Origin of the sequence: Pseudomonas sp. S30 (assembly GCF_016518545.1) — a bacterium.
Taxonomy (GTDB): Bacteria; Pseudomonadota; Gammaproteobacteria; order Pseudomonadales; family Pseudomonadaceae; genus Aquipseudomonas.
Window position 1 is genome coordinate 36,150 of the sequence record NZ_JACVTO010000010.1, and the last position, 22,554, is coordinate 58,703.

The 22,554-nt window shown below is 66.2% G+C and carries 18 protein-coding genes; 3 read left to right on the plus strand and 15 right to left on the minus strand.

Features of this window, described 5'->3' with window-relative positions:
* Positions 1–102: 102 nt before the first annotated feature.
* Both IAE34_RS12960 and IAE34_RS12965 read right to left on the minus strand, forming a co-directional pair.
* Complete coding sequence (locus IAE34_RS12960; RefSeq protein ID WP_200139359.1) at positions 103–1,692, minus strand: rhodanese-related sulfurtransferase; 1,590 nt, start codon at positions 1,690–1,692, stop codon at positions 103–105.
* Positions 1,689–2,297 (minus strand): cysteine dioxygenase, encoded by a 609-nt coding sequence (locus IAE34_RS12965; RefSeq protein WP_200139360.1) that lies wholly within the window; start codon positions 2,295–2,297, stop codon positions 1,689–1,691. Before IAE34_RS12965 ends, IAE34_RS12960 begins: the two co-directional genes overlap by 4 nt.
* Before the next feature lie 296 nt (positions 2,298–2,593).
* Between IAE34_RS12965 and IAE34_RS12970 the strand changes: the two genes are divergently transcribed.
* Entirely contained in the window at positions 2,594–3,547 is a 954-nt protein-coding gene (locus IAE34_RS12970) for an ABC transporter substrate-binding protein (RefSeq protein ID WP_200139361.1), read from the plus strand.
* An 11-nt stretch (positions 3,548–3,558) separates the two neighbouring features.
* On the plus strand, positions 3,559–4,905 hold the full coding sequence (locus tag IAE34_RS12975; RefSeq protein WP_200139362.1) for an LLM class flavin-dependent oxidoreductase: 1,347 nt from the start codon (positions 3,559–3,561) through the stop codon (positions 4,903–4,905).
* A gap of 5 nt (positions 4,906–4,910) precedes the next feature.
* Here the strand turns inward: IAE34_RS12975 and IAE34_RS12980 are convergent, their stop codons facing one another.
* The 13 genes from IAE34_RS12980 to IAE34_RS13040 all read right to left on the minus strand — a co-directional run bounded on the left by IAE34_RS12980 (position 4,911) and on the right by IAE34_RS13040 (position 21,382).
* Positions 4,911–7,322 carry a TonB-dependent receptor plug domain-containing protein gene (locus tag IAE34_RS12980; protein ID WP_200139363.1) on the minus strand — a complete coding sequence of 804 codons (2,412 nt, stop codon included), beginning with the start codon at positions 7,320–7,322 and terminating at the stop codon, positions 4,911–4,913.
* 36 nt (positions 7,323–7,358) lie between these two features.
* Complete coding sequence (locus IAE34_RS12985; protein WP_200139364.1) at positions 7,359–7,853, minus strand: RidA family protein; 495 nt, start codon at positions 7,851–7,853, stop codon at positions 7,359–7,361.
* Positions 7,854–7,871: 18 nt separating this feature from the next.
* Positions 7,872–9,434 (minus strand): flavin monoamine oxidase family protein, encoded by a 1,563-nt coding sequence (locus tag IAE34_RS12990; RefSeq protein WP_200139365.1) that lies wholly within the window; start codon positions 9,432–9,434, stop codon positions 7,872–7,874.
* A gap of 296 nt (positions 9,435–9,730) precedes the next feature.
* Positions 9,731–10,831, minus strand: coding sequence for an LLM class flavin-dependent oxidoreductase (locus IAE34_RS12995; RefSeq protein ID WP_200139366.1), 1,101 nt, complete (start codon positions 10,829–10,831; stop codon positions 9,731–9,733).
* Between the two features lie 30 nt (positions 10,832–10,861).
* Positions 10,862–12,196, minus strand: coding sequence for an LLM class flavin-dependent oxidoreductase (locus tag IAE34_RS13000; protein ID WP_200139367.1), 1,335 nt, complete (start codon positions 12,194–12,196; stop codon positions 10,862–10,864).
* 72 nt (positions 12,197–12,268) lie between these two features.
* Positions 12,269–13,888 carry a dipeptide ABC transporter ATP-binding protein gene (locus tag IAE34_RS13005; protein ID WP_200139368.1) on the minus strand — a complete coding sequence of 540 codons (1,620 nt, stop codon included), beginning with the start codon at positions 13,886–13,888 and terminating at the stop codon, positions 12,269–12,271.
* On the minus strand, positions 13,885–14,799 hold the full coding sequence (locus IAE34_RS13010; protein ID WP_200139369.1) for an ABC transporter permease: 915 nt from the start codon (positions 14,797–14,799) through the stop codon (positions 13,885–13,887). Before IAE34_RS13010 ends, IAE34_RS13005 begins: the two co-directional genes overlap by 4 nt.
* A gap of 1 nt (position 14,800) precedes the next feature.
* The gene (locus IAE34_RS13015) at positions 14,801–15,751 is read right to left on the minus strand and encodes an ABC transporter permease (RefSeq protein ID WP_200139370.1); all 951 of its coding nucleotides are present in this window, start codon (positions 15,749–15,751) and stop codon (positions 14,801–14,803) included.
* Complete coding sequence (locus IAE34_RS13020) at positions 15,748–17,367, minus strand: ABC transporter substrate-binding protein (RefSeq protein WP_200139371.1); 1,620 nt, start codon at positions 17,365–17,367, stop codon at positions 15,748–15,750. The genes IAE34_RS13015 and IAE34_RS13020 overlap by 4 nt, the downstream gene beginning before the upstream one ends.
* A gap of 68 nt (positions 17,368–17,435) precedes the next feature.
* Positions 17,436–18,230 (minus strand): class II aldolase/adducin family protein, encoded by a 795-nt coding sequence (locus IAE34_RS13025; RefSeq protein ID WP_200139372.1) that lies wholly within the window; start codon positions 18,228–18,230, stop codon positions 17,436–17,438.
* A gap of 17 nt (positions 18,231–18,247) precedes the next feature.
* A complete protein-coding gene (locus IAE34_RS13030; protein WP_200139373.1) occupies positions 18,248–19,192 on the minus strand; it encodes a D-isomer specific 2-hydroxyacid dehydrogenase family protein in 945 nt (314 codons plus the stop codon).
* Positions 19,189–20,322 carry an acyl-CoA dehydrogenase family protein gene (locus tag IAE34_RS13035; protein ID WP_200139374.1) on the minus strand — a complete coding sequence of 378 codons (1,134 nt, stop codon included), beginning with the start codon at positions 20,320–20,322 and terminating at the stop codon, positions 19,189–19,191. The genes IAE34_RS13030 and IAE34_RS13035 overlap by 4 nt, the downstream gene beginning before the upstream one ends.
* Before the next feature lie 169 nt (positions 20,323–20,491).
* The gene (locus IAE34_RS13040; RefSeq protein WP_200139375.1) at positions 20,492–21,382 is read right to left on the minus strand and encodes a LysR family transcriptional regulator; all 891 of its coding nucleotides are present in this window, start codon (positions 21,380–21,382) and stop codon (positions 20,492–20,494) included.
* A gap of 197 nt (positions 21,383–21,579) precedes the next feature.
* Here IAE34_RS13040 and IAE34_RS13045 point away from each other — a divergent pair, with 197 nt between their 5' ends.
* Positions 21,580–22,545 (plus strand): ABC transporter substrate-binding protein, encoded by a 966-nt coding sequence (locus IAE34_RS13045; RefSeq protein WP_200139376.1) that lies wholly within the window; start codon positions 21,580–21,582, stop codon positions 22,543–22,545.
* The last annotated feature ends 9 nt before the right edge of the window (positions 22,546–22,554 follow it).

Consider the following 22,554-nt stretch of genomic DNA (forward strand, 5'->3'; position numbering starts at 1 on the left):
GATAACTTGCGCATGGTCGAGAGCGAAGACCTTGCACCATAGACTGCTTCGGATCGACAGCATCCATCACCAACGAGTCGCTCTCGATCCAGAACTCAGCCTTCAGGCTCGCAGCACCTCGAACCCGTGCGTGCCATCGCGCTCGAGTTGCGCGACCAAACCAAACTCCCAGTCCAGATACCCTTGCATCGCCTCGTGGGGATTGTCCGTGCCTTCGTATGGACGTCGGTAGCGGTCGGTGCGGGGCACGGCAAGGCGTGTTTCGCCGGTTTCCAGGGGTTGCCCGGCAGCGATCCAGCGTGCGGTGCCGCCTTCGAGCAGGTAAACCGGGATCCGCGTCAAGGCTTGCAAATCGCGGGCGGCGAAACGTGCCAGCAGGCTGCTGCCGCAGGTCAGCACGAAGCGCTTGGCCTCGGGCAGACTTTCCAGGGCTTGCGCCAGCTGGGCGCGGATCGCCCAGTAGGCGCCAGGGATGTGGCGTTTGACGTAGTTGGCACTGGTGGTGAAGTCCAGCAGCACGGTGGCGTCTTGCTGGAGCCAGCTGGACAGCTGCTCGACGCTGATCTCGTCAGCCGCAGGCAGCTCGGGCAGGGGGGGCTGCCATTCGCCTGTGCTGGTGAAGTCCTCGGTGGACACCTCGTCGAGCACGGCCACTTGCCAACCCATCTGTGCCAGCCACGACGCGCTCATGTTGGCACGTACGCCGTCGTCATCCACCAGCACGATGCGCGCGCCGCGCACGCTGGCCACATGATCGGTCTCCTGGACCAGCTGGCCACCCGGTACCGAGCGGGCACCCGGCAGGTGCCCTGTGCTGTATTCCTCGGGTGTACGCACGTCGAACAGGTAGGTGGTGCGACCGATCTCGGCCTGCCAGCGAGACAGCCCGGCAAGGTCCAGGCGCAGGACCCCGGCGCGGTCGGCCACGGCTCTGGCCTGCTGCCCGGCGTTGGCGCGGGTGTCGGCGGCCACTTCGGCGAAGCGGCGTTGCTGACCGTGGGCCAGTTGCTGGCCGGCCAGGGTCCAGCCGATGGTGCCGTTGCGCAGGGCCGCCACTGGATTGGGAATGCCGGCGTTGACCAGTGACTGGGTGCCGATGATGCTGCGGGTGCGCCCGGCGCAATTGACGATCACCTGGGTGCTGGGGTCCGGCGCCAGTTCCGCCACGCGCAGCACCAGTTCGGCGCCGGGCACGCTGATGCCACCCGGGATGCTCATCGTCTGGTACTCGTCGAAACGGCGGGCATCGAGCACCACCACGTCGGCGTTCTCATCCAGCAGCGCCTGTACCTGCTCGGCGGCCAGCGACGGCGTGTGGCGCACGCTCTCCACCAGTTCGCCGAAGGCTTTGCTGGGGACGTTGACGTCGCGAAACAGCTCGCCACCGGCGGCGCGCCAGCCGGCGAGGCCACCCTCGAGTACCGCCACGTCGCGGTAACCCAGTGCCTGCAGGCGTTGCACGGCGACGCTGGCGAGGCCTTCGCCATTGTCGTAGACGGTGATAGCGGTGCCTGCTCGGGGCACCCGGGCGAGCACTTCCAGCTCCAGTTTGGACAGGGGAATATTAGCGGCGAACAACGGGTGTTCCTGGGCGAACGGATCTTCTTCGCGCACGTCGATCAGGGCCAGTTCCTCCCCGACCAGCAGGGCGTGGCGGATATCGCGGTAGCGGCGGGTGGTGACGTTGCTCATCTGACAGGGTTCTCTTTGGACAGGTCCCAGAGGTTGGGCAGGTGGGTGTTGGAATAGCCGGAAATGAACGGTTTCTCGCTGCCGTCTGCGGTGTACACCGCGCGTTTGACCGCGCCGATGTTGCCGCCGTAGACGTGGATGCTGATCGATACCTGGTCGGCGAAGGCATTGCTGACCTGATGGATATCGCCAATACGTGGCGACACCGCTTCGACCTGGCCGGGTGCCAGGCGCACCGGCGGGCCATCGGGCGAGAGCGCACCCTGGGCATCGCGCAGGAAGCCTTGCGCCACCTCGGCGCCGCGCAGCATGCCGATCAGACCCCAGACGCGGTGGTCGTGGACCGGCGTCTGCTGGCCTGGGCCCCAGACGAAGCTCACCACGGAAAAGCGCTGGCGCGAGTCGCAGTGCAGCAGGTATTGCTGATAACGCTGTGGATCGGGCTGGGCGAGGTCGTCGGGCAGCCAGTCGTCGTGGGCGACCAGCTCGGCCAACAGCTGCTGGCCGCGGTCGAGCAGGGCGGCTTCCTCAGGCTCCTGGTCGAGCAGGGTGGCTAGGCGCTCGATGAAGTGGCGCAAGCGCTCCGGGCGCAGGTTCTGGGTCATGGATCAGGCTCGGCTTTCAGGTTTCGAGCAACCCTAGCAAACCTTTTTTGTATTCTCAAAATGCAAATTGATAATAAGCTAATATGCAAAATATGCATTTACAGATGGCGCGTTCTGTTTTGAAATGATTTCAGCCAATCGCATGAGGTTATGCCTAATGTGCATTTCACAGCGCGAATACCAAGTATTAGATTATAAGAAATTGCAAATCAATGCCGTAAGGCTATAAAAAATCCTGACGAGACCGCACGCGCGGATCGCCTCGACCACCCCAGAGCGGGTACAGGGAGACGAACGTGCGCTACATCAAACATCTGGCCGCCACGCTGCTGGCCACCACCTTCAGCCTTGCCGCAGTTGCCCAGACCTTGGTGGTCGGGGACCAGAGCTACAACGCTCGCGCGGTGATGGAGGCAGCGGGCGTGCTCAACGACCTGCCCTACACCTTGGAATGGAAGCAGTTCACCGCTGGCTCGCCGGTGGCCGAAGCACTGAATGTCGGCAGCCTCGACATCGGCCTGCTCGGTGACGCGCCCCCGCTGTTCCTCGGTGCTCTGGGAGCCCCGATCAAGGTGATCGCCGTCAGTCGGCAGAACCTTCAAGGCGTGGCCATCCTGGCGCGCAAGGATTCGTCGATTCACAGCCTGCAGGACCTGCGTGGCAAGCGCGCGGCGATCTGGAAGGGCTCATGGAGCCAGCAGCTGCTGTTCAGCGCCCTGGACAAGGCAGGCGTGCCTCGTGATGCCCTGGAGCTGCGCTATCTCAGCGCCCTGGATGCCTCTCACGCTCTGGATGGCGGATCGGTGGACGTGATCGCCACCTGGGAACCTTACGTGACTCAGCAGGAACGCCAGGGGGCCCGGGTGCTGGCCACCGCCGAGGGCGTGATTCCGGCGCAGAGTTTCGTGGTGGCCAATACCAAGGCCGTGGAGCTCAAGCGCGCGCAGATCGCCGACTTCCTGCAGCGCCTGAAAAAAGCCCGTGACTGGACCTTGGGCGATGCCGCCAATACCGAGGCCTACGCCGACGCCTGGGCCCAGCGCACCCGCGCCGACCGCGACATCGCCCGCGCCTGGTTCGCCCGTGCGCGTACCGACCTGGCGCCGCTGAGCCCCCAGGTGATCGCCGATGCGCAGAAGACCGTGGATTTCTTCGCCGGAATTGGGCTGATCAAGGCCTACCCGGCGGCGAACCTGTTCGACACCTCGTTTGGCGCAGCCTTCCAGGGCCCCGTCGCCAGCAGCCGGTGAGAGGACTCCCCATGAGCACACGACAGATCAAACTCGGCGCCCTGACCATGGGCTGCGGTGGCCCAGGTCGTCACAACCTGTGGCTCGACCCCGAGCTGCCGGCCGACGCCAGCGTCAACATCGACTGGTACATCGACATCGCCCGCCAGGCCGAAGCCGCGCTGTTCGACCTGATATTCATCGTCGACAGCCAGTTCATCACCCCTGGTTCGCCTTCGCATTACCTCAATCGTCTGGAACCGCTCACCCTGCTGTCGGCGCTGGCGGTCAGCACCCGTCACCTCGGCCTGGTCGGGACCCTGACCACCTCCTACAACGCACCGTTCAACGTCGCCCGCCGGCTGGCTTCGCTGGACCTGATCAGCAAGGGCCGTGCCGGCTGGAACGTGGTCACCAGCGGCGATGCCGGCACCGCCGGCAACTACGGTCTGGACGAACACTACGACTACGACACTCGCTATGCCAGGGCGCAGGAGCATGTGCAGGTGGTGCAGGGCCTGTGGAACTCCTACGAGGACGATGCCTTCCCGCGTGAACGCGCCACGGGACGCTTCCTCGACCCGAGCAAGCTGCATGCGCTCGAGCACAAGGGCGAGCACTTCTCGGTGGTCGGGCCGCTGAACATCCAGCGCTCAGCCCAGGGCCAGCCGGTGATCTTCCAGGCGGGCGATTCCGAGCAGGGGCGCGAGCTCGGCGCCGCTACCGCCGATGTGGTGTTCACCCATGCCGCCAGCATCGAGCAGGGCCAGGCGTTCTACCGCGACATCAAGGCCCGGGCCGAGCGCCTGGGGCGTGACCCGGAGCAGTTGCTGGTGCTGCCGGGGGCGGAAATTTATGTGGGCGACAACGATGAGCATGCCCGAGAGATCGAGCGCCACTATCACCACACCGATCACAGCTTCGAGCTGGCCCTGAAGGAATTCGGGCGCAATTTCGGTTGGCATGATTTCAGCCAGTACGACCTCGATGCGCCATTTCCGCAACAGAGCCTGGAGTTCGCCCGCAGCAGTTTCTTCACCAACGCCAAGCGCATCGCCGACCAGGCGCGGGACAAGGGCTTCAGCCTGCGCCAGGCGATCGAGTTCGGCCGCCAGTTGCGCCCCGGCGCCTTCGTCGGTTCCGCGCAGACCGTGGCCGCGAAAATGGCCGAGTGGTTCGAGGCACGGGCGCTGGACGGGTTCAATATCTACATCGGCCATCCCGGGCAGTTCCGTCGGTTCACCGAGGAGGTGATACCGTTGCTGCAGGAGCGGGGCCTTTACCGCACGGCCTACGAGGGCAGCACCTTGCGCGAGAGCCTGGGGTTGCCGATTCCACGCTTTGGCCGCCAGAGCGTCAGGGCTGCCGTGCAGCCCTGAACCGGTCAGAAGGTGTAGGTCATCCGCCCGAAGTAATAGCCTCCGGTGAATCCATAAGGTGAATACGCTCCATAGCCCCTGACCATGGTCTTGCTGCTCGGTGCCTGGCGCTCGGGGTAGACATCGAACAGGTTGCGCGCCCCGATCGCCAGTTCCAGATCCTTGGTCAGCTGATAACCCATGTCCAGGTCGGTGATCCAGCGCGCCTTGTATTCGCGGTCCAGCGAACGGTCATTGGCAGCGTTCACCTCGCGCCAGGTGCCGTAGCGGGTCAGCCCCAGGTTGACGCGGTAGCGGTCCAGGCGCCAGTTGCCACCGAGAATCAGCTTGGTGTGGGGCTGCACGTTGGTGATCAAGTTGCGGGCCTGACGGTTCATCAACTCATAGGACGCGCCGAGTATGTCGACGCTTTGCTGGTAGTCCAGGATCTCGGTGTCGTTCCAGTTGAACGCTGCCGTCCATTTCACACTGCCCGCGCCGCCCAGGTTCTGGTCGTAGCTGCTCACCAGGTCCAGGCCCTTGGTGCGGGTGTCGGCGCCGTTGGTGAAGTACTGGCCGCCCGAGGTCGAGTCGATGCCGTTGGCCAACAGGGTCTGGGTGACTTGCGAGCCGAGCAGGGTGCCGGTCAGGGTGATGCGGTCGCGCACGTCGATCAGGTAGGCGTCGGCGCTGAAGGCCAGGCGCTCGCTGGGCTGCCAGGTCAGACCGAGGCTGTAGTTGGTGGACTTTTCCGGCTTCAGCGCTTCGGCGCCCAGGGCCTTGGCTGCGGCCGAGTCTACGGGCAGCACGCCATAGTTGATCGACTGGTACACCCCCTCGACCACCCCGTAGGTGGTGGAGCGGGCGCTGAACAGGCTGTTGGCCAGCGACGGCGCCCGGAAACCGTTGCTCACCGTGGCCCGCACGGCCAGTTCGGGTGTCAGCTCATAGCGGGTGGTGAGCTTGCCGCTGCGGGTCGCGCCGATGCCGCGGTCGTAGTGCTCGTAGCGCAGGGCCGCGCCCCAGTACCACTGCGCCAGGGGGTTGAAGCCCAGGTCCAGATAACCGGCGTAACTGTTGCGGCTGGCGCTGCTGGCTTCGGCGGGGGAGATGCCGTTGGTGACCTGGGCGCCGGAGGCCGCGCAATTGCCCGGCGCTGCGCAATAGCCTCCATCGATCCAGCTGGCCCGATCGCCAGCCTGCACCTGATACGTATCACGGCGCTGCTCCAGGCCCCAGGAAACGTCCAGCGGCTTGGCCAGGCCCACCTCGAAGCTGCGGCGCAGGTCGAGGTTGCTGGTCAGTTGCGAGCTGATCCAGGTGCCTGACTCGAAGTGGTCGGGCGTGGCCTCGCCCAGGGAGGGGTTCTGGTTGTTCCAGGTACCCTGTTCGGCCTGGTTGCGCCCATAGGTGCTCGACAGGTCCCAGTCCCATTCTCCGACCAGGCCCTTGGCGCCGAAGGCCGCCTGGTAGTCGTATTCCTCGATGTACCAGGTGGGTGTGTAGCCGCTCGGGCGACCGTTCGGCCCGGTGGTGATGGTGTTGACGATGGTCGGCAGTCGGAAGTTCTGACCCTGTTCGGCCTTGCGGTACGACCAGGTGCTGAACGAGTACAGGGTCAGGTCGTCCTGTAGCGGCAGCTCGGCGTTGTAGCCGAGGGTCAGCAGGTTGATCTTCGGCGTGCCATAGCCGCCATAGGTGACCTTTCCGGCGCGGTCGAGGGCCTCGGCCGCGCTGTAGCCGTTGGCGCTGGCCTTGTTGTCGTCGTTCTGGCTGCGGGCGTCGAGGGCCAGTTGCAGGATGCCGTCGTGGCCGATTTCCATGCCCTTGTTCAGGCTCTGCTGCACGGTCTGCTTCTTGCCATCGTAGCCCTGGCCCACCGTGCTCACGGCGGTGCCGCGGGTGTCGGCCTTGAGGATCACGTTGATCACCCCGGCGATGGCGTCGGAGCCGTACTGGGCGGCTGCACCGTCACGCAGCACCTCGACGTGATCGATGGCACTGATGGGGATCAGGTCGAGGTCGCTGGGGGCCGCGCCGGCGTTGATGCCGCTGATGTTCAGGGTGGCGCTGGTGTGGCGACGCTTGCCGTTGACCAGCACCAGCACCTGGGCGGCGTTGAGGCCGCGCAGGTTCGGTGCGCGGGCCATGCCGCTGGCATCCCAGCCGGTCTTTTCCGGCAGGGTCAGCGACGGCACGCTGGCGCTGAGCGCCTCCATCAGGCCGGGCTTGCCGGTTTCCTGCAATTGCCGGGCACTGATCACATCGATCGGCACCGGGCTGCTGGTGACCGTGCGTTTTTCACTGCCACGGTTGCCCGTCACGATCACGGTGCCCAGAGCCTGGGCGACAGGCTCCTCGGCACGGGCTGGTGCCGTGTGCAGGCTGGCCGCCAGGGCCGCGCTGAAGAAGGGGACAGTCTTGAAAGCTTGCTTCATGCACGCAATTCCTTGTCTGACATTGGCTGTCCGTGTTCACGGCGCCTTGGCTGCGATCGCGTCGATCTCCACCAGCGCACCCGGCAGCGGCAGGGCCACCACCTGGATCGCCGTGCGAGTCGGTGTACGCGGCTGTGTAGCAGTGGCGAAGAACTCGGTGTAGGCCGCTTGCAGCCCGGCGAAGTCGAGGGCACCGCCATGGGCCGGGTCGCCTACCAGAAACACCCGCAACTGCACGATATCGCCCAGGTCCAGGCCCTGCCCCTGCAGGGTCGTGCGCAACTTGTTCAGCACCGAGCGGGTCTGGGTTTCGGTGTTGCCCAGCGCGGCGATGCTGCCCTTGGCCGCATTGGGGTCGGCGATGTCTGGCAGGGTGCCGCTGACGAAGGTCAGCTGACTGCCAGCTGGCACGGTGATCAGTTGCGAAATGGGAAAGTTGGAGCCGGGTGGGGCGACACGCTTGATGCCCTCGGCGTGGGCGTTGAAGGTGAGCGACACGAAGGCTGCGGCAAGCAGGAGAACACGAGGCATGACAGAGGGTCCTTGGGGTCAGGCGGCGGCGCCGCGGGTGGTCTGGCTGGCATGGCGGGCGATCAGGCCGACCACCCGGCGTGCGGATTCGGCGGCACTGTTCTGCCAGATGCCCACGCCGCCATGGGCCAGCGCATCGCTGGCCAGCCAGGTGCGGCCCTGGGGCTGGTTGAGCAGGTCGTAGCCGGGTTGGGCGACCTCGTCGTGGACGATCCAGGGCGCTTCGCTGAAGGGGATCTTCGACCAGTTCACCACCACCGGCCGGCCCAGCTTGGCGCTGTGGCCGGGATGCAGTGATTCCACGGCCTGGCGCGAGGAGGCGATCTGTGCCTGCAGCGACTTGGCGGCGAACTGCTGCGCCACTGCGCCCGTGTTGTAGGTGGCGACCAGCACGCCGTGGGCGCTGTTGAGCTGGTCGCTGGGGTACCACAGGGTGCGTGCCTCGTGGTTGATGTAGCTGAGCCCGCCGTAGATCTGGAAGTCGGTTTCCCAGAAGCGCGGGGACTGCCAGGCGACCTTGTTGGCCTTGTCGCCTTCGGCACTGGCGATGGCTTGCCTGAAGGCCCCGTCGAAGTTGTTCGGCAGCTTGGCCAGCAGCGGCAGGGGCAGGGTGACGATGGCATAGTCGGCGTGCTCGACGTGCTGGCGTCCTGTCCTGCGGTCGCGCCACTTCACCTGGGCGCCCGCTTCACCGGTCTGCACCGCCAGCACTTCGGCACCCAGGCGTACGCTGTCCTGAACCCTTCGGTAAAACGCCTTGGGGATCTGGTCCATGCCGCCGACTGGCTGGAACATGGTGGAGGAGAACTCGGGAATCTCGTCGAACACCAGCGGCAGCAGCAGGTTGCTGTCGAGCAGCTGGTCCAGTGGCAGCGGCTGACGCTGCACCGGCGTCTGGTCGCCGGCGCCGGCGAAGCGGGTGTAGCCGGCGCGCACCGAGCCTCGGTACTGCTGCTGGCTGTCGAGGTCGCCGTATACCTTGAGGAACTCGAGCAATGCCTTGCGCTGGCTGCCGTCGAGTTCGGCATCCAGGCTGTTGCGGCTGACGCTGCGCGCCAGCAGTTCGCTGAAGTGCCCGCGCGTGTCGTTGACCGCCTGGCGCAGCAGCAGCGGCGGGCGTGTCAGGTCTGGCTGGGCCAGGGCGTTGCGGCTGCTGTTGACCAGCACTTGCAGCTCCACGCCCAGCTCGCGGCAGTAGCCGAGTATGGTCAGGTGATGGCTGGGCAGCCGTGCGGCGCCGGCGTTGAAGAAGTGGCCCGAATCGAACTCGACGGTCTGCGAGCTGCCATCGTCGTGTTCGATGCGGTCGCCCTGGCGCAAGGTCCAGACCCGGCCGCCGACGCGTTCACGGGCCTCCAGCACGGTGACCGAAAATCCCGCCTTGCGCAGTTCGTAGGCCGATACCAGGCCAGAAATACCGGCACCGACAATCACCACGCGCTTGCCGTTGCCGCCGTTCGCGGCCAGGTGCAGGGGCTGGAAAGTGGCGGCCAGGGCAGGTTGCCCCAGCGCGCCGAGTGCCGCTGAATAGCTGCCGATGGCAGCGAGGCGGATGAGCAGATCTCTACGGGACACACCCATGTCGCAGGCTCCGAAAAGGTTGGTTTCGGACAGGCGCAGCGAGCGGGCGGAGCGGGAGTGAAGACCCGACGGCGGCTGGCGCAAATCCATTTGCCTCCGCCATGTCGGGGTCGGTTTACAGAACTTAATGGACTTTAAGAAGGTTGTGAAAGTCTTTTTGGTTCTACCTTAATTATGTATAAATATGATAATCAATTAAACATAAAATGCTTAAAGCTGAATTTATGCTCATTGTGTGCAGTGTTTGACCGTGCAGCAGCGAGCTCGCCAGCGCGGGGCTCGAGGGCACCCTGGAGTTATGCCGTCCGTGACGTACGCTGCGTCTCGAACTGCTCGACCCGCTGGCGAATTCGCGGAATGAGCGCCTGCCCATACTCCACGGCGTCGCGCAACTGCTCGAAGCCGCGGAACAGGAAGGTGCTCACACCCAGTTCGTAATAGGCCAGCGCCGCCTCGGCCACCTGGTCGGGCGTGCCCACCAGCGAGGTGGAGTTGCCTGCACCGCCGCCCAACGCCGCGATTTCGGTCCACAGTCGGGTGTCGTGCACCTTTCGCTGGCTGGCCAGTTGCACCAGGCGTTCGGAGCCGACGTTGCTCTTGCCGAAATTCTTTTCGCGGCGGTTGCCCTGGCGGATGCCGATGCGCTGCCGAGCGTCGGCCAGGATGCGCTCTGCCCGTGCCCAGGCTTCGTCTTCCGTGGCACCGAGGATCGGCCGCAGCGAGAGGCTGAAGCGGATAGCGTGCTCGCGCCCGTAGCGTGCAGCCGCCTTGCGCACCTGGGCGATTCGTTCGCGCACCTGCTCGAGCGGCTCACCCCACATCATGTACACGTCGGCATGACGGGCCGCGACCTCCACTGCCGCGTCCGAGGCGCCCGAGAAGTAGACCGGCAGCTTGCCCTGCGGTTTGACCAGGGTGAGGTTGTCCTGCACCCGGTAATGCGTCCCGTGATGGTCGAACGGCGTGGTCTGCGTCCAGGTGTTGTGCAGCACCTGCAGGTACTCGTCGGTGCGGGCGTAGCGGGCATCCTTGTCGAGGAAGTCGCCGTCGCGTTGCAGGTCGCCGCTGTCGCCACCGGTGATCACGTTGATCGAGGCGCGGCCACGGCTCAGCTGGTCGAGCGTGGCGAACTGGCGCGCGGCGAAGGTCGGCGCCTGGAAGCCAGGACGGTGCGCCACCAGCAGGCCGATGCGCTCGGTCAGCGCAGCGACGTAGCTGGCCAGGATCATCGAGTCCGGTGCACTGGTGTTGACCGCCAGCAGGGCCTTGTCGAAGCCGGCGTACTCCTGGGCCTGGGCGAAGGCCTTGATGAAGTCCAGGTCGACGAGCGGGCCGCGCGGAGCCTGGGATTCGCTGCTTTCCTGGGGGCCGATCAGGCCAATGAATTCGAGCGTCATGGGATGGAACTCCTGTTCATGGGGCGGCCCTCAGGCGAGGGCGGCCTGGCTGCGACGTTGGCTGTTACGGTTGGTCGGTACGCTCAGGCCGAAGCTTTCGCGCAAGGTGCTGCCGGGGTACTCGCTGCGCAGCAAACCGCGCGCCTGGAGCAGGGGCACCACCAGTTCGGTGAAATACTCAAGGCCATCGGGCAGTAACGAGTTGATGATGAAACCATCGGCGGCGCCGCCTTCGAACCAGGCTTGCAGGGCATCGGCCACCTGCGGCGCAGTGCCGGTGAAGTCCCGCCGCGGACGCGAGAAACGCAAGGCGATTTCGCGCAGGCTCAGGCCCTCGTCGCGGGCCAGTTGCTTCAACTGGTCGGCGGTGCCTTTGTGGCTGTTGTCGCCCAGAGCGCCCAGGTCGGGGAAGGGCGCATCCAGGTCGTGGTGGCTGAAGTCGTAGTCGTTGAACGGCCGGCCCAGGGCGACCAGCGCGTCTTCGATGCTCACCAGATCCACGGCCTGCTGGTAGCGACGCTCGACCTCGGCCTCGTCGCGGCCGACGATGGGGCGAATGCCCGGCAGGATGAACAGCTGGTCCGGATCGCGGCCATGGGCCGCGGCGCGTTGTTTCAGGTCCTGGTAATAGGCGCGGGCGTCAATGATGGACTCGGGGTTGACGAAGATCGCGTCGGCGTTCTGCGCGGCGAAGTTGCGACCGTCCTCCGACACTCCGGCCTGGAAGATCAGCGGTTGGCCCTGGGGCGAGCGCTGAATGTTCAGCGGGCCCTTGACCTGGAAGAACTCGCCTCGATGGCCCAGGGTGTGCAGCTTGGCCGGATCGAAGAATTCGCCAGTCTGCTTGTCGCGGGTGAACGCATCGTCTTCCCACGAGTCCCAGAGGCCCTTGACCACTTCGACATGCTCCCGGGCGATGCGGTAGCGCACGGCATGGGGCGGGTGTTCAGCCTTGCCGAAGTTGTCCGCCGTACCCGAGAGCCAGGAGGTGACCACGTTCCAACCGGCGCGACCGCCGCTGATCAGGTCCAGCGAGGCGAACTGGCGGGCGACCTGGAAGGGCTCGGTGTAGCTGACCGTGACCGTGGCCACCAGGCCGATGTGGGACGTGGCGGCGGCCAGCGCCGAGAGCAGGGTCAGCGGCTCGAAGCGATTGAGGTAATGAGGGCTGGAGCGGGCGTGGATGTGCAGGCTGTCGGCGATGAAGGCGAAGTCGAACTTCGCGGACTCCGCCAGTTGCGCCTGCTGCTTGTAAAAGCCGAAGTTGACGCTCGCGTCGGCCAGCGCCTTGGGGTGACGCCATTCGCCCCAGCCATGGCCGACACCGTGGATCATTGCGCCGAGATGAATCTGTCGTTTGCTCACGTTCAATACCTCTGGCCGGATTGGCCTCACTGTCCGATCCGCGCGACACGCCCGTGCCGCGTGGCACCACGATCAAACCGCTACGGGCAGCACGCTGCGCGAGTGTCCGGGTATCGCCTCGATCAGCGCGCGGGTATACGCGCTGGTGGGCTGGCCGAAGACCTGCACCGCCGGCCCTTGCTCCACCACCTCGCCGCGCCGCAGCACCAGCACCTGGTCGGCCATGCTCGCGACCACCGCCAGGTCGTGGGAAACCAGTACGTACGCCATGCCCAGGTCACGCTGCAGCTCCTCCAGCAGGGCGAGGATCTGTGCCTGCACCGACACGTCCAGTGCGCTGACCGGTTCGTCGAGCAACAGCACGTCCGGCTCCAGGGCCAGGGCCCGGGCAATGGCGACCCGCTGGCGCTGGCCGCCGGAGAGCTCGCGCGGCAGGCGGTCGAGGAAATGCACCGGCAGGTGCACCCTGGCGATCAGTTCCCGCGCCTTGCGCTCCAGAGCCTGGCCTTTGAACAGGCCGAACGACACCAGCGGCTCGACGATGCTGTCGAACACGGTGAACCGTGGGTCGAGTGCGGCAAATGGGTTCTGTTGCACCAGCTGGAGGCGCCGGCGCAGGGGGCGGAACTGCCGCCAGGTGAGCCCGCTGACCTCCTGGCCTGCGAACTCGACATGCCCTTGGCTGGGCTTCTCCAGGCCCAGGGCGATCCGCAGCGCGGTGCTCTTGCCCGAGCCGGACTCGCCCACGATGGCCAGGGTCTGACCGGCGTAAAGGTCCAGGCTCAGGTCATGCAGTGCCGTGAAGTGGGCGTGCTGCCCTGGCAGCGCGAAGCGCTTGCCGACGTTGCTCAGGCGCAGCAGCGGCACCTGGCCCGTCACTGGGCCGGGCCTGCGCCGCGCGACGAAGGCTGGCGCCGCATTGAGCAGATCACGCGTGTAGGGATGCTGTGCGCCCCAGAGTATCTGCCTGGGGGAAGCATGCTCGATGAGCTCGCCCTGCTTCATCACCAGCAGGCGGTCGGCGCGGTCGCAGGCGATGCCCAGGTCATGGGTAATGATCAGCAGCGAAATGCCGCGTTCGGCCACCAGCTGTTGCAGGTGGTCGAGGATGCGCCGCTGTACCGTGACATCCAGCGCGCTGGTGGGCTCGTCGGCGATGATCAACCGCGGCTCGCCTGCCAGGGCAATGGCGATCAGCACCCGTTGGCGCATGCCCCCGGACAACTCATGGGGGTACTGGCGAGCCCGCAGCGGCGGCTCGTCCAGCCCGACCTGGGCCAACAGAGCGAGGACATCGCTGTCCACTTCGGGGTAGCGTCGGCCGCGCGCCAGCACCAGAGCCTCGGCGATCTGCCGGCCGATGCGCAGGGTCGGGTTGAGGCTGACTATCGGGTCCTGCGGCACTAGGCCGACGGTACGCCCGCGCAATTGGCGTTGGGTACGTTCGTCGGCCTGGGCCACGTCGATGCCGTCGACCCACAGTTGGCCCTGGTCGATACGGGCATTGTTCGGCAGCAGCCCGAGCAAGGCGTTGGCCAGGGTCGATTTTCCCGAGCCGGACTCGCCGACGATGGCCAGGGTTTCGCCCTGGGCCAGGCTGAACGAGAGCTGGCTCACGGCTTGGGTGCGGGTCCCGGCGAAGGCGTAGCTGACACTCAGGTCGCGGACCTCGAGCACGTTCGACTGGCTCATCGGGCATGCTCCTCGGCGCTGCGCGCCAGGTGGTTGAGGCTGAACACCACGGCCACCACGAACAGCCCCGGCAGCAGGGATACCCAGGGCGCGGTGATGAGGAAGTGGCGGCCGTTGGCGATCAGCGTGCCCCATTCCGCCGCCGGCGGCGCCGCGCCGAAGCCCAGAAAGCTGAGCCCTGCCGTGGCGAGGATGGCGGCGCCGAAGTCGAGGGTGGCGAGCACCGCGACCGGGCCCCAGGCATTGGGCAGCACGTGGCGCAGCAGCGTGCGTGCCCAACTGGCGCCACCCAGGCGTGCGGCTTCGACGTAGGGCAGGGTCTTGATCCGCAGCACTTCGGCGCGGGTGGTGCGGGCGAAGCCCGGGATGATCCCGACGCCCACGGCGACGGCCACCGGCACCGTGCCGAAGCCGATGGCCGTGACGATGGCCAGCGCCAGCAGCAGGCCGGGCAGGGCCAGCAGCACGTCGATCAGGCGCATCAGCGCAGCGTCGACACGACCGCCGGCGAATCCCGCCAGCACACCTATGCCCAGGCCACCGAACAGGGCGATGAGCACCGCCAGCAGGGCGGCCATCACTGACAGGCGTGCGCCGTACACCACCCGGGTATACAGGTCGCGGCCCAGCTCGTCCGTGCCGAACCAGTGCGCCAGGCCGGGGGCGCTGAGCTTTGCGGCGGGCGCGGTGGCGTAGGGGTCGTAGCTGGTCAACAGCTGGGGTGCCAGTGCGGCGAACAAGGCGAACAGCACGACCAGCAGCGCCAGGCTGAAGCCGGGCCGGCGCAGCAAGGGAGCCAGGCTTCGCTGTGCGCGCTGCCAGCGGGTGCGACGCTTCCAGGCGTCCGCCGGGCGCGCCTGGCCGCTGGCCTGGGCCGAGTCGCTCCGGTTCAGAGGGATATCGAGGGTCATCTCAGTTCACCTTGGCCGTATCGGTGATACGCGGGTCGAGGTAGGGGTAGAGCAAGTCGACGATCAGGTTGACCACCACGAACGCCGCGGCCGAGACCGCGACGATCGCCAGCACCACGGGAATGTCCTGGCGCAACACGGCCTCCTGGGCCAGGCGACCGACGCCGTTGCGCGAAAAGATGGTCTCCACCAGCACGGCGCCGGACACCGTGTTGCCGACCTGCAGGCCGACCAGGGTCAGCAGCGGCAGGGCGGCGTTGCGCAGGCCGTGACGGGCCTGCACCTGGGCCCTGCTCAGGCCCTTGGCGAAGGCGGTGGTGATGTAGGGTTCCTGCCACACGCCGTGGAAACCGCGTTGCAGTACCTGGGCGTACACGGCGGCGCTGGGTATCGCCAAGGTGATCGCCGGCAGTACCAGGCTGGCAAAGCCCTGGCTGCCGGTCGCCGGGAACCAGCCCAGGCCGAAGGCGAACACCTGGATCAGCAGCAGGCCCATCCAGAACACCGGCACGGAAAAGCCCAGCGAGGGCAGGCGCGCGAGGGCCGTTTTCAGCGGTCGCCATTGCAGGTAGGCCGTCAGGTAGGCCAGGCCGATGCCGGCCAGCAACGACAGCACGATGGCGCTGCCAGCCAGTGCCAGGGTCTGCGGCAGGCGCTCGGCCAGCAGCGCGGTGACCGGTCGCCCGAGTGACAGCGACTGCCCCAGGTCGCCCTGCAACGCGCGCCACAGCAGGTCGAAGTACTGTTCGAACAGTCCCTTGTCCAGCCCGTAGTAGGCGCGGGCCTTGGCCAGGTCCTCGGGTGACAGGCCGTCGGCTTCCATGCCCGAGGCGCTTAGCATGATCGCCAGGGTGTCGCCGGGTAGCAGGTAGAGAATGAAGTAGGTGATGGTGTAGGCGCCCCACAGCACCAGTAGCGCCTGGCCGATGCGGCCGCTCAGGTAGCGCTTCATGGCTGGCTCACCTGGATGTCGCTGAACAGCGCGATGCCTTCGGCGGTCCAGCGGAAGTCCTTGACCCGCGGGGCGGTGGCGGCCTGCCAGACCCGCTCGTACAGCGGGAACGCCGAGGCTTCGTCGATCAGCAGGTCCTGTAGCTGGCCATAGGCTTGAGCCCGTTGTGGCTCGGCGGTGGCGGTGATGCCGTCGTCGAACAACGCCTGGGCCTTGGCCAGCGTCTGTGGCTCGTAGGTATTGGTGGCCAGCGTGGCGCTGTTGGCCGAGCGGGGGTCGAGGATGGTCTGCAGGATGATCGGGTCGGCGCGGGTCATGTAGGTGGACGTCAGGTCATAGCTGCCGGCGGCGTTGCCTGCGACCCATTCGGCACGGGTCAGCACATTGAGCTTGAGATCGATGCCGACCTTGCGCAGTTGGTCCTGGACCAGCACGTCTCCGGCGCTTTCGGCCGGGGTGATGTTGTAGCGCAGGGTCAGGCGCTGGCCGTTTCTGTGCCGATAGCCGTCTTCGCCCTTGTGCCAGCCGGCAGCGTCCAGCAGGCGCTCGGCACCTGCCGGGTCGTAGGCCAGCTTGCCGGCCTGGGATTTGAAATACGGCGTGGTGACGTCATACACGCTGCTCACCACCGGGAAGGCGGCGTTGTATACGGTATGGGCGTAGCTGGTGCGATCGATGGCCTTCTGCAGCGCCAGGCGCACCTGGCGGTCGGCCAGCAGGCGATCGTTGCGGGTGTTGGGGTAGAGGTTCAGGGCCGGACCTGGCAGCGAGCGGCTCTGGATGGTCGCGCCCTTGGACTGGAACAGCTTGAGGTCGACTTCCGAGAACGGGTTGCGTGGCCACAGGATGTCGGCCTTGCCCTGCAGGAACAGCCCATTGCGCACGCTTTCCTCGGGGATGTAGCTGATGTCCACGGCTTCCACATGGGCAGGCCCCTGGTTGCGCATGTTGGCCGACGGCCAGGCGTAGTCGGCGCGCTTGACCAGCCGCGCGCCTACCTCGGGTGTGTAGTGGTCGAGGATGAACGGGCCGGTGCCGATGATCTTGCCCAGCGAGCGTTCTTGCGCGCTCAACTGGTAGGAGGCCGGCGCAAGGATCGCCAGATTGGTGGTGGACGTGGCCTGCAGGAAGCCTGCATTGGGCCGTGACAGCACCAGGCGCACGGTGAAGTCGTCGATCACCTCGGCATGGTCGTAGCCGGCCAGGTAGGTGGCGCCGAAGGTGGCGGGCAGCTGGGTGGCGAAGGCCTTGTTGCTGTCGAAGGCCGCTTTCACGGCGTGCGCATCGAAGCGCTCGCCATTGCTGAAGGTGACGTCCTGGCGCAGGTGGAACGTGTAGGTCAGGGCGTCGGCACTGATTTCCCAGCGCTGGGCCAGCCACGGGATGATGCGCCCGCTGTCCGGATCCTGGTCGGTGAGGGATTCGGCGACGTTGCGCAGCAGCACGCGGTGTTCCAGCCAGTAGACCTGGAAGGGGTCGACGCTGACCAGCGTGGTGTTGTCGCCCCAGAAGGCGACGCTCAGGGTGTTGCGGGTGTCGTGGTCGTCGGCCGGCGAGCAGGCGGTCAGGGCCAGTGCCAGGGAGCCGATGGCGAACAGGCGGCGCAGTGGGGGCATGGAGGGGTCCTTCATGAGAGTGGGTCAGCCTGCCCCGCGAGGAGGCCGGCACAGCCAGGGACTGGCGGTCAGTCCTGGTAATCGCGGCCCTCGCGGTCCAGTTGTCGGATCAAGGCATCCCAATGGCGCTGGATGCCTTCGCCCTTGCCATCGGAAAAACGCTTCGATTGCTCATGCACCTTGGCAATCGCAGCTTGCGGCGCATGCAGCAGCTGGTCATTGCCGCCGGCCTGTGCCGCCACCTGGATGTTGCAGGCACGCTCCAGCCCGTGCAGTTCGCGGAACGCGTGTTCCACGCTGATGCCGCCGGTGAGCAGCCCGTGGTTGCGCAGGATGAGGATGTTGCTCTCGCCCAGGTTGGCCACCAGGCGCTGCTGCTCGTCAAGATCGAGGGCCACGCCCTCGTAGTCGTGGTAAACCACCCGGCTGTAGTAGGCCAACGCATGCTGGGAGATTGGCAACAGGCCGTCGCGCTGGGCCGACACCGCCGCACCGTCGCGGGTGTGGGTGTGCAGCACGGCCTTGAGGTCGGGCCTGGCGCGGTGAATGGCGCTGTGGATCACATAGCCGGCCTGGTTGATCCCCAGACCCAGCGGGTCGTCGATGATCGTGCCGTCGACGTCCACCTTGACCAGGTTGGACGCGCTGATTTCATCGAACAGCAAGCCGAAGGCGTTGATCAGGAAGTGCTCCTGCGGCCCCGGCACGCGAGCGGAGAAGTGCGTATAGATATGGTCGGTCCAGCGGAACAGGGCCGCCAGGCGGTAGGCGGCAGCGAGCTTGACGCGGACCTCCCACTCCTCGGCGCTGACTCGCTCGCGCACGGTATCGGAACGAGAGGTGACGGCAGACAGTGAACTCATGGGGTGCTCTCCGGTAATCAGTAGCCGCGTGCGGTGTCGACCAGATTGGCCAGGGGCAACTGCTCGCGGTAGCGGTGGAAGTTGGCGATGAAGGCTTCGAGGAAGGCGGGGTAACCCTCTTCGGAAATGGCCGAGGTGTGTGGCGACAGAAACACCCTGGGGTGCCGATACAGCGGATGGCCAGCCGGCAGTGGCTCGGGGTCGGTGACGTCCAGGCTGGCACGGCCGATCGTTCCGCTGTCCAGGGCCTCCAGCAGGGCCTGCTGGTCGAGCAGTCCTCCCCGGGCGATATTGATCAGGTGCAAGCCAGGGCGGGCATCCCTCAGCACCTGGCGGTCGATCAGGCCGCGAGTGGCGGGGGTGAGCGGGGCGGCCAGCACCAGATGGTCGCTATTGGCGAACAGCTGGCGCAGGTCGTCGACACGATTCACGCCGGGTATTTCGGCGATTGGCTGGCCGGGGCGGCTCAGCGCCAGCACGCGCATGCCGAGTGCCGCGGCCTTGCGGGCCAGGCTCTGGCCAATGTTGCCGAAGCCCAGAATGCCGAGGGTGCGGCCGCGCAGCGGGGCCAAGGGGGTCAGACGCCAGTCGGCATCCTTGACCCACAGCGTGGGCAGTTGCTTGGCGGCGGCGAATACCAGGGCCAGCGCGAACTCGGCCACCTGCTCGGCGTTGGCGCCCTTGCCGCTGGTCACCGGCGCGCCCTCGAAGACCCACCCGGGGTAGAAGTCGATGCCCGAAGAGACCAGCTGCACCCATTTCAGACCCCAGGGCCAACCTGGAGGCGGGCTGTCCACGCGTCGCCCTTGCACGTTCACAGGACGCAGGATGAACACGTCGGCGGGTGCCTCGAGGGCCAGCTGGCCGTGGGCGATGTCGATCACTTCATGGTCCGGCAACCGCTCGCGCAATTGCTGGTTGGCCTGGGCGTCGAGCTGGCTGGCGATGATCGAATGGCTCATGGCCGACCCTCTGCCAGCGCAGCGCGGCCGACCTGGCCGAATACCACGTCGTCCTGTGGCGTATGAATACGGCTGCAGAGCACGTCGCGATAGTGCCGCTCCAGCGGGTTGCGCCGCGACAGCCCCGGATTGCCAGCGGCCTCGATGGCCAGCGCCACGGCCTGGATGGCGTTGGCGCTGACCAGGTGCTTGAGCTGGCCGGCATGCTGCGCCGCGGTGTGCCCGGCGACAGCGCCGTCGAGCAGGCTCTGGTTGGCGAACAGCAATGTGTCGATGCGGCCCAGCACGTCCTGGAAACGTGGCAGGGTCGCCAGCGGGGCACCCAGATTGGAGGGGGTGCGCTGGGTCAGGAAACCTGCCAGCCAATCGCGGGCGGCACGCGCCACACCGTCATAGACCGCCGGCAGCAGCACGGCCATCCACAGCAGGCCCTGGCCATCGAGTTCAGCCTTCAGGGCACTGGCGGGGCTGACGCTGACGGCGTGGTCGAGGGGGATCAGCACGTCGTCGAATTGCACTTCATGGCTGCAGGTGGCACGCATGCCCAAGTGGTCCCAGTCGTCGACGATGGTGATGCCGGGCGTGTCGCGGTGCACCAGGAAACCGCCTACCAGCGGGTCGGCATCGTCACTGCGCCCCCAGACCAGATACCAGGTCAGGCCGTGGCTGCCGGTGGAATAGATCTTGCGCCCGCTCAGGCGCCAGCCTTCGCCGGTGCGCCGGGCGAGGGTGGCGGGCAGGCCGCCGCGGGCGGGGGTGCCCAGTTCGGGTTCGACGCGCAGCGCGTTGATCAGGGCGCCCTGTCGCACGGCATCGCGGGCGACCCGATGACGCAGGTGCTCGGGCCAGCGCGCCTCGTCCTGCAAGCGAAAATGCTGCAGGTATTGCATCACCAGGATCAGCGCCGTGGCCGGGTCGCCCTTGCCGACCGCGCCAATCACCCGGCGAGCGCTGGCCAGGTCCGCGCCGCTGCCGCCGAGGCTGCGCGGTACGGTGAAGGCGAGCAGGCCGTGCCGGTGCAGCAGGTCGAAGTTGTCCCGGGGGAACTGGCCACTACGATCATAGCGCTCGGCGTTGGCGGCGAGGGCCTGCGTCAGCTCGGCGAGGGCGCTGTCGGAGGGGTGACTCATGGGGTTTCATCCCTGAATGACGGTGAGTGCCTAAGACCGTATTCTTATGGATGAGCGCTGTAAAAGTCTTTTTCGTTCTATGCTAATTATCAGTTTATAGAATTTATACTTTTAATGGTTATGCGAAAATTGCATTTATTGGCGCCGATCGACGTCGCTCGGAGCCGTTTCAGCTCAGCAGCCTGCGCCCGGCCACTTCGCCGAAGAGCTCCACGGGCTCCTGCAAATTGCCCAGGTAGCGCGGATGGAACAGCCACAGGTCCACCTGCGGCTTGAAGTCGCTGACATTGAGCACGTCCAGCGCATCGCGATGCCGGCTGGCTTGCAGCAGCGGCTCCAGCACCAGGCCCAGGCCCTGCCCATTGGCGACCAGCCCCAGTTGCAGCTCGGTGCCGAAGGTCTCCAGATTGATCGACAGGCTCAACCCTTGCTCACTCAGCGCACGTTGCAGCCCGGCACGGAATCCGCAGCCGTCCGGGTTCAGTACCCAGCCCCGGGTGTAGCAGTCCTTGAGCTTGAGGTTGCGCTTGCTCGCGCTGCCCTTCGCCGCCACCACTTTGAGCGGCATGCGCGCGATGGACTGGCTGGCGATCCCTTCGGGGAAGATCTTGCCGGGCGGGAACAGGGCGGCGGCCGCGTCCAGTTCGCCGTTTTCCATGCGTGCGATCAAGCTGCTGCCCCAGCCACTGCTGACCTGGGTGCGCAACTGGGGGTAGGCCTCGCGGATCTGCGCCAGCGCGTCGAGCAGCACCACGTCACCCAGCGTCTGGGGAATGCCGAGGCGCAGGGTGCCCGAGGGGGCGCCATCGTTGGCCACCAGTTCGCGCAGCGAGTCGATCTCGCGCAGGATCGCCTTGCACTGCTCGTAGACCCGCAGGCCCATCGGCGTGGGTTTCAGCGGCTTGGTGTTGCGGTCGAGGAGGGTGGCACCCAGATCCTCCTCGAAGTTCTGCACACGGCGGGTAATGGCCGGCTGCGTCAGTTGCAGGGCCTCGGCGGCAAGGTTGGTGGACTGGCAACGAATGACCGCGACGAAGGCGTCCATGTCATCGATTTTCATAATCGGCGCTCACGAGATCGAACGAAAAATAAGGTATCAGCATAATCGCAATGGCAAGTAATGCCATCTGTACCGAATGATCTTATAAAAATGCATATTAGGTTATTCCTAAAACTAATTTAATTTATTTTGAAGTAGTCGCTAGAGTCGCCTGACCGGGTCGCCTGACGCCACCCGTCAAGGCATCGAGGAGCGCCATGTCCATTCGAACGAAACTCTTGACCCTGGCTGCGGGCCTGCTGCTGATCGCCCAGGCGAGTGCCGCCCAGCGCCTGACCCTGCACATCGGCGACCAGAAGGGCAACATGCGCGCCCAACTGGAGGCGGCCGACGCCCTGCGCGATTTGCCCTACGACATCCGTTGGGCCGAATTCCCGGCCGCGGCGCCGTTGGCCGAGGCGCTCAATGCCGGCGCGATCGACGCCGGGATCATTGGCGATGCGCCGCTGTTGTTCGTGCTCGCCTCGGGCGCGCCCGTCAAGGCCGTCGCGGTGGACAAGTCGGACCCTTACGGTACAGCGCTGCTGGTGCGCCCCGACGCGCCGCTGCACGAAGCGGCGCAACTCAAGGGCAAGCGAATCGCCACCGGCCGAGGTTCGATCGGCCATCACCTGGCCCTCAAGGCTCTGGAACAGGCCGGGCTGGACGAGAAGGACGTGGACTTTCGTTTTCTCGGGCCGGTGGACGCCAAGATCGCCCTGGCCAATGGCTCGGTGGACGCCTGGGCTACCTGGGAGCCTTATACCGCGCTGGCCGAACTGAGCGGCCAGGGAAGGGTGCTGGTCAACGGCCGCGGCCTGTCCAGTGGCAACAGCTTCCTCGCGGCCACCGACAAGGCGCTGCAGGAGCCTGCCCGACGGGCCGCCCTGCAGGATTACCTCAACCGGCTCGCCGAGGCGCAGGTGTGGGCCAATCAGCATCTGGACAGCTATTCCAGGACGCTGGCCGCCATCATCGGCTTCCCGCAGGACGCCGCCCGTCTGCAGTTCGAGCGGCGCCAGCAGCATTGGCAAGTGATCGATCCACAGACCGTGGCCACGCAGCAGGATACGGCCGATTTCTATCACGCCCACGGCTTGATGAGCACGCGTCTGGACGTGGCACCGACCTTCGCCAGCGGCTTCACCGTTCCCGGTAGCGCCAAGCTGGCCGCCCAACCCTGACTCTGGAGA